Raw genomic sequence first — 11,970 nt, 5'->3', positions numbered from 1 at the left:
TCAGGGCAGGTCGGGTGCGGTGAGCACACCCCAGCCGAGGATCCACGCGGTGCGGTCGAGCCGACGCTCCATCCGGTCGTAGGCCTTCCGGTAGGCCGCGCCGCCGTCCGCCTGGTTCTCGTCGTAGTGCTCCCAGACCTCCTCGGCCGCCTCCCAGGCGAGGGCCCGGGTGACGCGGACGAGGAGGTCCGACGCCGCGTTGCCGAACCGGTCGACCGCGCTGCCGTCCGGCGCGACCTCGGCCAGGAAGGCGTCGAAGTCCTCGCGGAGCTGGTCCATCTCCTCGGCGAAGATCTCGTTGACCTGGTCGTAGTCCGAGCGCCGGTCGGCGTTCGGCGGGTAGGTGCGCCAGGTCTCGAGCAGCGCGAAGGCCAGGTCGAAGTTCACGTGGGCGTTCACGCCCGCGGCGGCGAAGTTGACGTGCCCGATGCCGGCCTTGCGCCGGCGCTCGAACAGCACCTCCCAGCTCTTCGGGGTGTCCCCGCGGCCGCCCTCGTACGCCCTGATCGCGGCGATGTACCGCCGCGCGAACTCGAGGTCGAGCAGGGTCAGGAACTCCGGGTCCTTGAACTCCCGCTTCTGCTTGCGGCCCTCCACGGTGTCCAGCACGTTCTGCGTGATGATCGTGTAGAGCCGCGAGAAGCAGGAGATGCCGTCGACCTCCGGGCGGACGATGTCCTCGGCCGCCGCGTCGCGGACGGCGCTCAGCACCCTCACCACGTCCGCGATCGTCGTGACGTCGCTGCAGCAGTCCGCCAGGTTCCGTGCCACCGTCCGTGCTCCCCTCGTCGTCCGCCCCGGAGGAGAAGAGCACGGACGGCACCCCGGCGATACCGCTCAGTGGTGCGCGGCGCGCTCCACGGTCGTCCGCAGCGCCTCGAGCAGCTCACGGGCCGTGTCGAGGCTCAGCTCCACCGCCACCCGGGCCCCCGGCCCCTGCTCGGGGTTGAGGAAGTCGATGTTGACCGTGTGCTCGTCCGGGGCGTGCACGGGGTGGTCGTAGTAGACCGTGGCGGTGCGCAGCGGGAACCAGCCCTCGGGCCCCTTCCCGCTGCTGCGGGCGACCTCGATCTTCTCCGTGGAGTAGGTGCACACGGGTCAGACCGCCAGGTGGGTCGCGAAGAACGCCTCGACCTGGCGCCAGCCGTCGACCGCCGCCTCCGGCCGGTAGCTCGGCCGGTCGACGGAGAAGAAGGCGTGCCCGGCACCGTCGTAGCGGTGGAACTCGTAGGTCTTGCCGTTCTCCTGCAGCAGCTTCTCCAGCTCGTCGACCTGCTCGGGCGAGGGGTAGGAGTCGTCGTTGCCGAACAGGCCCAGGATCGGCGCCCGCACCTCGGGGACCCGGTCGGCGAGCGGCTGCACCTGCAGCGGGAAGCCCTCCGGCGGCGTCCCGACGACGAACGCGCCGTAGCAGTCCACCGCCGCCTGGACGTCGACCTCGACGCTGGTCAGGAACGCCTGCCGGCCACCGGAGCAGTACCCGATCGAGCCGACCTTGCCGTTCGACGTCGGCAGGTCGCGCAGCCAGCGGGCGGCGGCCCTCGCGTCGCCGACGAACCGCTCGTCCGGCACCCCGCCCTGGGCGCGGGCGGTCGCGGCGGCGTCGTCCGGGGCGGCGCCCGGCGCCTCGCGGCTGTAGAGGTTGACGCAGATCGCGTCGTAGCCGAGCACCGCGAAGCGGCGCACGACCTCCTTGGACTCCCGGTCGTAGCCGGGCATGTGGTGGATCACGATGACCCCGCCCCGGGGACCGGGGGCCATCGGCCGGGCGATGTAGGCCTCGACCAGGTCGTCGCCGTGGCCGCGGATGCCCACGGTCTCGGCCAGCACGGCGTCGTACGCCACTTCGCGCCTCCTCGAAGATCTCGTGTTCCCGCCCTGCTTACTCTCCCGGACGCGGCCCCGGCGAGGGGGACCCGCGCACGAACCGCCCGAACCGATCCGAAGGAGACACCGTGACCGGCACCGAGACCCTCTGGCACCCGTTCGCCGCGATGCACGCGGTACGGCGGTCGCAGGTGACGATCACCCGCGCCGAGGACGTCTGGCTCTGGGACGCCGCCGGCACCCGCTACCTCGACGCCACCGCCAGCCTCTGGTACGCCAACGCCGGGCACGGGCGGCGGGAGATCGTCGACGCGGTCGCCGCGCAGCTGCGGGAGCTCGACGCCTACCACCTGTTCACGGACTTCGCGAACGAGCCGGCGCTGCGGCTGGCCGACGAGATCGCGGCCCGCGCCCCGCTCGACGACCCGCGGGTGTTCTTCACCAGCGGCGGCGGGGACTCGATCGACACCGCTGCGAAGATGGCGCGGGCGTACTTCGCGCTGACCGGGCAGCCCGAGCGCACGATCCTGCTGCACCGCGAGCACAGCTACCACGGCACGCACGGGCTCGGGACCTCGCTGGCCGGCATCCCGGGCAACCGGGTGGCGCCGCCCTTCGTCCCGGACGTCGTGCAGACGGCGTGGAACGACGCCGAGATGCTCGAGGAGACCATCCGCGAGCTCGGCGCCGAGCGGGTCGCCGCGTTCTTCTGCGAGCCCGTCATCGGCGCCGGCGGCGTGCTCCCGCCGCCCCCGGGCTACATCGAGGCCGCCGCGGAGGTCTGCGCGCGGCACGGCGTGCTGTTCGTCGCCGACGCCGTGATCTGCGGGTTCGGGCGGCTCGGCACCTGGTTCGGCATCGAGCGCTTCGAGGTGCGGCCGGACCTGGTCGTCTTCGCCAAGGGCGTGACGTCCGGGGTGCAGCCGCTGGGCGGCGTCGTCGCGTCGGGACGGGTGGCGGCCCCGTTCTGGGACGAGCCGGGCCGGGTGTTCCGGCACGGCCAGACGTACTCCGGGCACCCCGCCGCCTGCGCCGCCGGGATCGCGACGATCGCGGTCTACGAGCGCGACGGCCTGTTCGAGCGGGCCACCGCCCTGGAGGGCCCGCTGGCCGAGCGCCTCGCCGGCCTGGCCGACCACCCGCTGGTCGACCACTCCCGCGGCGGCACCGGCTTCCTCGGCGCGCTCGAGCTCGACCCCGAGCGCCTCGCCGCGACCCCCGGGCTGCCCGGCGCGGTCGCGAGCGCGGTGCGCGACCACGGCGTGCTCGTCCGTCCGATGGTCTCCGCGCTCGGCTTCTCGCCCCCGCTCACCGCGACCGAGGAGCACCTCGACCTGCTCGCCGACGCCGTCCGCAAGGGACTCGACGGCATGCTCTGACGGGGTCGCGCACCGGGTATGGAGTGTGGCATGCCACTCCCCTAGGGTCGGGCCCGGAGACGTCGAGGAGGACGGGCATGAGCGCAGGGCTGGAACGGTTCCGGATGCTGATCGGCGGCAAGCCCGCCGACGCCGTGTCGGGACGCACCTTCGAGTCGCAGAACCCCTACACCGGGCGGGCGTGGGCGGAGATCCCCGACGCCGGCACCGAGGACGTCGACGCCGCGGTCGCCGCCGCCCGCGCCGCACTCGACGGCGAATGGGGCCGGACCACGGGGTTCGCCCGGGCCGCGCTGCTGCGCCGGCTCGGCGACCTCGTCGGGGAGAACGCGGAGCGGCTGGCCCGGCTCGAGGTGAACGACTCCGGGAAGCTGTACCGGGAGATGATCGGCCAGCTCAACGGGCTGGGCTCCTGGTACCACTACTACGCCGGGCTGGCCGACAAGATCGAGGGCCGGCAGATCCCCTCGCCCAACCCGAATTACCTCGTGTACACGCGGCGCGAGCCGGTCGGGGTGGTCGCGGCGATCACGCCATGGAACTCGCCGCTGCTGCTCATGACGTGGAAGCTGGCCCCGGCGCTGGCGGCGGGATGCACGATCGTGGTCAAGCCGTCGGAGCACGCGCCCGCCTCGACCCTCGGCTTCGCCGAGCTGATCGAGCAGGCCGGGTTCCCGCCCGGCGTCGTGAACGTGGTGACCGGGCTGAACAGGGAGGTCGGGGCGCACCTGGCCGGACACCCGGGCGTCGACAAGGTGGCCTTCACCGGCTCCACGGCGACCGGGCGCGCGGTCGCCCACGCCGCGGCGGAGAACCTCAACAAGGTCACCCTGGAGCTCGGCGGGAAGTCGCCGCAGATCGTGTTCCCCGACGCCGACCTGCAGGCCGCGGCGAACGGGCTGATCGCCGGGGTGTTCGCGGCGACCGGCCAGACCTGCATGGCCGGGTCGCGGCTGATCGTCCACGAGTCGGTGCACGACGAGCTGGTCCGGCTCGTGGCCGAGCGCGCGGCCACGATCCGGCTCGGCGACCCGAACGACCCGGAGACCGAGATGGGCCCGGTCGCGAACGCGCCGCAGTACGAGAAGGTCCTGGGCTACCTGCGGACGGCGCAGGAGGAGGGCGCGACCGTCGCGTACGGCGGGGCGGCCGAGGACGGGCTGGGCGGGTACTTCGTGAAGCCGACCGTGCTCACCGGCGTCGGGCCCGCGTCGACCGTGGTGCGTGAGGAGGTCTTCGGCCCGGTCCTGTCCGCGTACACCTTCACCGACGAGGACGAGGCGGTGAAGCTGGCCAACGACACCCCCTACGGGCTCGCCGGTGCCGTCTGGACGAAGGACGTGCACCGGGCGCACCGGGTCGCCGCGCGGATCCGGGCCGGCTCGGTGTGGATCAACGCCTACCGGGTCGTGGCGCCCAGCGTGCCCTTCGGCGGCTTCGGCGCGTCCGGTCTCGGCCGGGAGAACGGCGTCGCCGCGGTCGACGAGTACCTGGAGAACAAGTCCGTGTGGGTGGAGCTCACCGGCGGCACCCGGGACCCGTTCACCCTCGGATAGCGGCTCCGTCGGCCGTAGCGGCGAGCGGTGCCGGAGCGCCACCCGCCGCGGACGACGTCGCGGGGTGGGTTTTTGTCGGGGCGGGGTGCGAACATCTGTTCGTGTCCCGGATCGAGAGTCGCGCCGAGGCGAGCATCCTGCACGCCGACCTCGACTCCTTCTACGCGTCCGTCGAGCAGCGGGACGCTCCGCGGCTGCGCGGGCTGCCGGTGATCGTCGGCGGCGGGGTCGTGCTCGCGGCCAGCTACGAGGCCAAGGCCTTCGGGGTCCGCACCGCGATGGGCGGGCGGCAGGCGCGGGCGCTGTGCCCGCGCGCGGTCGTGGTGCCCCCGCGGTTCTCCGCCTACAGCGAGGCGAGCAAGGCCGTCTTCGCGATCTTCAGGGACACCACGCCCGTGGTCGAGGGGATCTCGATCGACGAGGCGTTCCTCGACGTCGGCGGCCTGTGGCGGATCGCGGGCCCGCCCGTGACGATCGCGGAGCGGCTGCGGGCGCGTGTGCTCGCCGAGGCGGGCCTGCCGATCACGGTCGGGGTGGCCTGCACGAAGTTCCTCGCCAAGGTGGCCAGCGGCGTCGCGAAACCCGACGGCCTGCTGGAGGTCCCGCCGGGCGGCGAACCGGCCTTCCTGCACCCGCTGCCCGTCGAGCGGCTGTGGGGCGTCGGGAAGGTCACCGCGGCGAAGCTGCACGCGCTGGGGATCCGCACGGTCGGCGAGGTCGCGGACCTCGGGGAGCCCGCCCTGGTCTCGCTGCTCGGCCGGGCGTCGGGCCGGCACCTGCACGCCCTGGCCCACAACCACGACCCGCGGGCGGTCGAGACGGGTCGGCGCCGGCGATCCATCGGCTCGCAGCGCGCGCTCGGCCGCCGGCACCGCACCCCGGAGGAGATGGACGCGATCCTGGCCGGGATCGTCGACCGGCTGGGCAAGCGGCTGCGCGGGGCGGAGCGCACCTGCCGCACCGTGGTCCTGCGGCTGCGGTTCGGCGACTACACCCGCGCGACCCGCTCGCACACCCTCGCGCGCGCCACCGACCACACCCCGACGCTGCTGGAGGCGGCCCGGCGGCTGCTGCGCGAGGCGTTGAGCATGATCCTCGACCGCGGGCTCACGCTCCTCGGGATCTCGTTCACGAACCTCGCCACGGACGACGCGATGCAGCTCGCCCTGCCCTTCGACCGCACGAGCGGGCCGGAGCTGGACCGGACCCTGGACTCGCTGCGGGCCCGGTTCGGCGCGGAGTCGGTCACCCGGGCCGCGCGGCTCGGCCGTGACCAGGGACTGGAGGTGCCGATCCTGCCCGACGGCTGAGTCGGGTCGGCGACGGAGCCGGAACCGCGCCCGACGGCCCCGGGGACGGATCTGCCGGTATCGGCGAGGGGGCTCCCCAGTCCCCGCCGATACCGGCATCCGGTTCAACGAGCGGGAGCGCCGGGAGTTGCCCGTCGGGTTCGTTGCGGGTGCGTGAACGCCCCGGAAACCGGGCTGACCTGCGCGGCGCCGGTCAGCCCGTGCGGCCGGCCGGTCCGGCGGCACGGCCGGACCATTCGGGCTCGACCTCGGCCCAGCGGCGCGTCCACTCGGCGTCGTTGCGGCGGGCGGTCCGGCCCAGGACGAACCGCCACGCGGCCAGGAGCAGCAGCGCCCCGGCGATCGCGACCCAGCCCGCGGCCACGGCACCGACCAGCACTCCGGCGCGGGGCGAGGTCGGGGGCGGAGCGGGCGCGCCGGCCCGGTCCACCCACACCGGGACGGCCGAGCCGGCCTCGGCGTTCAGCGGGACCGTGACCTCGCCGACCCGGCCGGTGCCGTCGGGAGCGGTCCAGGTGGCCGTCGCACGGCGGGTACCAGGGCCCACGCCGCCCGTCGTCCCGGCGTCGTCCGTCGGCCGGGCGACCGTCGCGACCACCCGGCTGCGGTCCGCCGCCTCCTGGTTCGCCCGCGCGGCCACGACCCCGTGCGCCGCCGTCCCGACCAGCCCGGCCAGCACCACCGCGACCACGCCGAGCGCGCACAGCAGCACGGCAACGACGTCCTCGATCCGGTCGGTCCGCCTGCGCGGCAGCGTCCGGCCGCGTCGCCTCTCCACGGCCCGGTTCTCGTCCCGGCCCACCCCCGCCGTTACGGCCGGGCCCGGCTCGTCACAGCGGATTCGTCACAGCCCGAGGGTGGCGAGGCGCTCCTCGTAGCGGGCGCGGACGTCCTCGAGGTCGCCGCCCGCGTCGAGCTCCTCGGCGTAGATCGCCGCGGTGTCCGTGCCCGTCTCGGCGACCCGGGCGAACCACTTCTCGGACTCCGCCCGCCAGTACCCGACGACGCCGTAGGAGCCGGCGGGCAGGCCCAGCTCCTGCCGGAGGTACCGGCGCACCGCGCGGGTGGCCGAGGCCTCGCCGGCCACGTAGACGTAGCCGGGGCCGGGCGGCAGCCGGGCGCCCCGGACGAGCTCGGCGATCCGGCTGGGCGCGTGCCCCAGACCGGCCGTGTGCATCCAGCGCACCTGGGCGCCGGGCAGCTCCTGGGCGTCCTCGCGGTGCGGTACCTCGACCAGCACGGTGGTCGGCAGCCGGTCGGCCGACTCCTCCACGATCCGGCCGATCGCCGGCAGGGCCGTGACGTCGCCGAGGAGCAGCTGCCAGCCCGCCTCGGCGGGCCGGCGGAACCAGCTGTTCCGGTGCGTGATCTCGAGCCGGTCGCCGATCCGGGCCCGGGCGGCCCATTCGCCGCCGATCCCGCCGGGGTGCAGCACGATGTCGACGGTCAGCCGGCCCGGCTCGCAGCGCCGCACGGTGTACCAGCGGCCGCCCTCGCTGCCGGGGAACCGGAGGACCACGGCCTCGTCCGGCACCCCGAGCGAGGCGAAGGAGGCCGGCCCGGGCCCGCCGAAGGTCACCCGGACCAGGCTCGGCGACAGCCGCTCGACGGCCTCCGTCACCACGGGCACGGGACCGTTCTCCAGCTCGGTGGCCATGTCGTGCGGACCTCCACGGACGGGGATCGGGGAACAGAGGTGAGGCTAACCAATTCCGGAAGCGGCGTCGATCATTCGACTCGCACCGGCCGCACCTCCACAGGAGGGGCTGCCGTAAGGCGGCTGCATCAACTAGCGTGCAGGCAACGGCCGACGCAGGCGTCGGCGAACGCGAGTCGCGGAGGTGCGGGCACGATGGCGTGGGACTTCTCCACCGAGCCGGAGTTCAAGAAGAAGCTGGACTGGATGCGGGAGTTCGTCCGTGAGGAGATCTTCCCGCTGGAGACGCTGGACCTGAGCCCGGAGCAGTACGCCCGGATCACCGCGCCGCTCAAGGAGCAGGTCAAGGAGCAGGGCCTGTGGGCCGCGCACCTGCCCCCGGAGCTGGGCGGCGGCGGGTTCGGGCAGGTCAAGCTCGGCCTGATGCACGAGATCCTCGGGCAGTGCAAGTTCGCGCCTGGCATCTTCGGCAACCAGGCGCCGGACTCCGGCAACGCGGAGCTGCTGGCGATCGGCGGCTCGCCGGAGCAGAAGGAGCAGTGGATGCACCCGCTGCTGCGCGGCGAGCTGCGCTCCTGCTTCTCGATGACCGAGCCGGGCGCGGGAGCGGACCCGACCCTGCTCACCACCCGGGCCGTGCTCGACGGCGACGAGTACGTCATCAACGGGCACAAGTGGTTCTCGTCGAACGCGAGCCGTGCGGACTTCCTGATCGTCATGGCCGTGACGGACCCGGACGTCTCGCCCTACCAGGGCTCGTCGATGATCATCGTCCCGACGGACACGCCGGGCGTGAACATCCTGCGCGACATCCCGGTCATGGACCACTCGACGGTGCACCCGCAGCTCGAGGGCGGGCACGCGGAGATCATCTACGACAACGTGCGGGTGCCGAAGTCGAACCTCGTCGGCAACCCGGGCGACGGCTTCAAGCTCGCCCAGCAGCGCCTCGGCCCGGGCCGCATCCACCACGCGATGCGCTGGCTGGGCCAGTCGAAGCGCGCCTTCGACATGCTCTGCGAGCGGGCGGTCTCCCGCTACGCGCACGGTTCGGTGCTCGCCGACAAGCAGATGATCCAGGACTGGGTCGCCACCTCGGCCGCGGAGATGCAGGCCGCCCGCCTGCTCACCCTGCAGGCGGCCTGGACGATGGACCAGGTCGGCGCGTCGAACTCCCGCAACGAGATCGCCATGATCAAGTTCTGGGGCGCGAAGATCCTGCACGACGTCATCGACCGGGCCATCCAGATCCACGGCTCGCTGGGCTTCTCCGGCGACCTGCCGCTGGAGCAGATGTACCGGGCGGCCCGCGCCGCGCGCATCTACGACGGCCCGGACGAGGTGCACAAGGCGACCCTCGCCAAGCGCATCCTGCGCGGTTACGAGGCGAAGGACGTGCCGACCGAGCACGTCCCGACCCGCACGGCGGCCGCCCGGAAGAAGTTCGCGCAGTACCTGGACCTGGCGACCGCGAACGACTGACCCGACACCGACCCGACACCGACCCGACGACGACGGTGCGCCGTCCGACAGGTGCAGGACAAGGGCTCAGAGCCAGGCGTCGATCTCGGCCCGCCACCGGCGTCTGTCCTCCTCCGGGGCGAAGCTGGCGTCGACGGAGTTGCGGGCCAGCTGCGCGAGCCGCGGCCGCTCCAGGCCGAGGTCGCGGGCGACGGCCCGGTAGTTGTCGTCGACGTAGCCGCCGAAGTAGGCGGGGTCGTCGCTGTTGACGGTGGCCATCAGGCCCTCGTCGAGCATCCGCGGGAGCGGGTGCTCGACGAGGGTGTCGACGGCGCGCAGGGACACGTTGGAGAGCGGACACACGGTGAGCGGGATCCGCTGCTCGCGCAGCCGCGCCACCAGCTCCGGGTCCTCCATGGCCCGGATGCCGTGGTCGACCCGCTCCACGTGCAGCAGGTCGAGGGCCTCGCGGACGTAGTCCGGGCCGCCCTCCTCCCCCGCGTGCGCCACCCGGTGCAGCCCCTCGGCGGCGGCCATCGCGTAGACGCGGGTGAAGAGCGACGGCGGGTACCCGACCTCGGCCGAGTCCAGCCCGACCCCGATGAAGTGCTCGCGGAAGGGCAGCGCCGCGCGCAGGATCTCCTCCGCCGCCTCCGGGCCGAGGTCGCGCAGGAAGCAGAGGATCAGCGCCGCCGAGACCCCGTGCGTCTCCTCGGCCGCGGCGAACGCACTGCTCAGCCCACGGATCACCGCCGCCAGCGGCACGCCGTGGTGCACGTGGGTCTGCGGGTCGAAGAACACCTCCGCCCGCCGCACCCCGGCCTTCGACGCCCGGTCGAGATAGCCGGCGGCGAGCTCGTGGAAGTCCTCCTCGGTGCGCAGCACGGCGAGGTTCGCGTAGTACACGTCGAGGAAGGACTGCAGATCGACGAAGTGCGCGTACCGCTCGCGCAGGCGGTCGGGGTCGCGCGAGGGCAACGGCAGGCCGTGCCGGTCGGCGAGCCGGACGAGCAGCTCCGCCTCGATCGTGCCCTCGACGTGGAGGTGCAGCTCGGCCGTGGGCGGGGTGGGGGCGGTCACCCCCGCAGCCTGCCACCCGGGTCCGGTTCAGTCCTCGGGGACGAACCGGTAGGCGCCGCCCTCGCGCACTACGTGACCGGCGCTGCTGCCCGCGAAGTGCGTGCCCAGCACCAGCGCGCCCGTGGACGCGGCCTCCTCCAGCAACGCCCCTCGGGTCGCGCGGGCGAGGTCCGGGTCGCCGTCACCGGTGGCGGTCCACTCGGGGTGGCGGCACTGGATGGGGTTGTGCAGGGTGTCGCCGGTGATCACGCACCGGTCGCCGATCCACACGCTGAGGTGGCCGGGTGTGTGCCCCGGGGTCGCCCGCAGCCGGACCGCGTCGGTGACCGCCAGGTCGCCGGGGACCGGGTCGACGAGCCCGGCGTCGAGCACGGGGCGGACCGAGTCGGCGAACGCGGGCGCGTGCAGCGGGTCGTCCGACCGGGCCCACTCCTCGAGATCGGCCGCCCCCAGCAAGTACCGGGCCCGCGGGAACGTGGGCACCCACCCGCCGTCGACGAGCCGGGTGTTCCAGCCGGTGTGGTCGAGATGCAGGTGCGTGCAGACGACCGTGTCGACGAGGTCGGGGGCGAAGCCTTCCGATGTGAGGTCCGCCAGGTAGGGGCCCGTCCGGTGGTCGAACTCCGGCAGGAGCGGGCGCTCCTTCCCGTTCCCGCAGCAGGTGTCGACGACGATGCGCCGGCCGTCCGCCTCGAGCAGGTAGGAGTGCAGACTCGTCCGGTACCGGCCGTGGGCGTCGACGAAGTCGAGCGCCAGGTCCGGCTCCGCGGCCACGTCGGCCGGGGTGGCCTCGGCGAAGAAGTCGACCGGGAAGGGCATCACGTGCTCCACGACCCGGCTGATCCGCACCCCGTCGACGGTCCACGTCATCCGCCGGAAGCTACCCGCACCGCAGCGGATCCGGGAACGGTCAGAAGCGACGGTTCGCCAGCACCGGGATCGCCCTGCGCGCCGCGTCGACCTCGTCCAGGTCGACGTCGGCGAGGAGCAGTCCGGGCTCCTCCCCCAGCTGCGCGACGACCGCCCCGTACGGGCTCGCGACCAGGCTCGCCCCGATCCCGGTGGGCGCCTTGCCGCGCTCCCGGCCCACGGTCGCGGGGTCGGCCTGGTCGCAGGCGGCGACGAACGCGGTCGAGTCCAGCGCCCGGGCGCGCACCAGCAGGTCCCACTGCTCCCGCTTGCCCGGCCCCGCACCCCACGACGCCGGCGCCAGGACCAGCCGCGCCCCGCGGTCGCCGAGCGCTTGGTACAGCCCCGGGAACCGCAGGTCGTAGCAGGTGGTGAGGCCGATCGTGCGGCCGTCGACCTGGATCGTCCGCAGCCCCGTGCCCGGGGCGACGGTGTCCGACTCGGCGAACCCGAAGGCGTCGAAGAGGTGGAGCTTCTCGTAGGAGGCCTCGACCTCGCCGCCGGTGGCCAGCAGCGTGTTGTGCACGCGCCCGTCCTCGGCCGGGGTGAACATGCCGGCGACCACGGTGATCCCGGCCTCCTCGGCGATCGCCCGCACCCGGTCCGCCCACGGGCCGTCGAGCGGCTCGGCGACGGGGGCGAGCTTCACGCCGAAGCAGCACATCGTGGCCTCGGGGAACACGACGATCCGCGCTCCGGCCGCGGCGGCCGCGCGTGCCCCGTCGGCGACGAGCCCGAGGTTCTCCTCCGGCGACGGGGTCGAGACGATCTGGGCGAGGGCGATCCGCATG

The 11,970-nt window shown here is 73.8% G+C and carries 12 protein-coding genes; 4 read left to right on the top strand and 8 right to left on the bottom strand.

Features of this window, described 5'->3' with window-relative positions; genetic code table 11:
• The 3 genes from LWC35_RS08345 to LWC35_RS08335 form a co-directional block, all read right to left on the bottom strand.
• Positions 1-771, bottom strand: a complete 771-nt coding sequence (locus tag LWC35_RS08345) for a DUF5995 family protein (protein ID WP_232869461.1) — start codon at positions 769-771, stop codon at positions 1-3.
• A 66-nt stretch (positions 772-837) separates the two neighbouring features.
• The gene (locus LWC35_RS08340; protein ID WP_232869460.1) at positions 838-1,095 is read right to left on the bottom strand and encodes a DUF6295 family protein; all 258 of its coding nucleotides are present in this window, start codon (positions 1,093-1,095) and stop codon (positions 838-840) included.
• Positions 1,096-1,098: 3 nt separating this feature from the next.
• Positions 1,099-1,845 carry a dienelactone hydrolase family protein gene (locus LWC35_RS08335; RefSeq protein ID WP_232869459.1) on the bottom strand — a complete coding sequence of 249 codons (747 nt, stop codon included), beginning with the start codon at positions 1,843-1,845 and terminating at the stop codon, positions 1,099-1,101.
• Between the two features lie 110 nt (positions 1,846-1,955).
• Here LWC35_RS08335 and LWC35_RS08330 point away from each other — a divergent pair, with 110 nt between their 5' ends.
• From LWC35_RS08330 to dinB, 3 genes are all read left to right on the top strand, one after another.
• Positions 1,956-3,206 (top strand): aminotransferase family protein, encoded by a 1,251-nt coding sequence (locus LWC35_RS08330; RefSeq protein WP_372463016.1) that lies wholly within the window; start codon positions 1,956-1,958, stop codon positions 3,204-3,206.
• A 77-nt stretch (positions 3,207-3,283) separates the two neighbouring features.
• The gene (locus tag LWC35_RS08325) at positions 3,284-4,762 is read left to right on the top strand and encodes an aldehyde dehydrogenase (RefSeq protein ID WP_232869458.1); all 1,479 of its coding nucleotides are present in this window, start codon (positions 3,284-3,286) and stop codon (positions 4,760-4,762) included.
• Between the two features lie 95 nt (positions 4,763-4,857).
• Positions 4,858-6,072 (top strand): DNA polymerase IV, encoded by a 1,215-nt coding sequence (gene dinB, locus LWC35_RS08320; RefSeq protein WP_232869544.1) that lies wholly within the window; start codon positions 4,858-4,860, stop codon positions 6,070-6,072.
• Positions 6,073-6,265: 193 nt separating this feature from the next.
• Here dinB and LWC35_RS08315 read toward each other — a convergent pair whose 3' ends face one another.
• Both LWC35_RS08315 and LWC35_RS08310 read right to left on the bottom strand, forming a co-directional pair.
• Entirely contained in the window at positions 6,266-6,850 is a 585-nt protein-coding gene (locus LWC35_RS08315; protein ID WP_232869457.1) for an Rv1733c family protein, read from the bottom strand.
• 66 nt (positions 6,851-6,916) lie between these two features.
• Entirely contained in the window at positions 6,917-7,729 is an 813-nt protein-coding gene (locus tag LWC35_RS08310) for a siderophore-interacting protein (protein ID WP_232869456.1), read from the bottom strand.
• 195 nt (positions 7,730-7,924) lie between these two features.
• Here LWC35_RS08310 and LWC35_RS08305 point away from each other — a divergent pair, with 195 nt between their 5' ends.
• Positions 7,925-9,211 (top strand): acyl-CoA dehydrogenase family protein, encoded by a 1,287-nt coding sequence (locus LWC35_RS08305; RefSeq protein ID WP_232869455.1) that lies wholly within the window; start codon positions 7,925-7,927, stop codon positions 9,209-9,211.
• A 66-nt stretch (positions 9,212-9,277) separates the two neighbouring features.
• Here the strand turns inward: LWC35_RS08305 and LWC35_RS08300 are convergent, their stop codons facing one another.
• Genes LWC35_RS08300 through LWC35_RS08290 form a run of 3 tightly spaced genes read right to left on the bottom strand, consistent with a single transcriptional unit; the run spans position 9,278 to position 11,969 of the window.
• Positions 9,278-10,270: an adenosine deaminase gene (locus LWC35_RS08300; RefSeq protein ID WP_232869454.1), complete on the bottom strand. Its 993-nt coding sequence runs from the start codon at positions 10,268-10,270 to the stop codon at positions 9,278-9,280.
• A gap of 27 nt (positions 10,271-10,297) precedes the next feature.
• Complete coding sequence (locus tag LWC35_RS08295) at positions 10,298-11,140, bottom strand: MBL fold metallo-hydrolase (protein ID WP_232869453.1); 843 nt, start codon at positions 11,138-11,140, stop codon at positions 10,298-10,300.
• Positions 11,141-11,180: 40 nt separating this feature from the next.
• Entirely contained in the window at positions 11,181-11,969 is a 789-nt protein-coding gene (locus tag LWC35_RS08290) for a carbon-nitrogen hydrolase family protein (protein WP_232869452.1), read from the bottom strand.
• Position 11,970 lies beyond the last annotated feature (1 nt).

The sequence above is a fragment of the Pseudonocardia kujensis genome (assembly GCF_021283305.1).
GTDB classification, from domain to species: domain Bacteria; phylum Actinomycetota; class Actinomycetes; order Mycobacteriales; family Pseudonocardiaceae; genus Pseudonocardia; species Pseudonocardia kujensis.
This window is presented reverse-complemented; position numbering and strand designations above follow the sequence as displayed.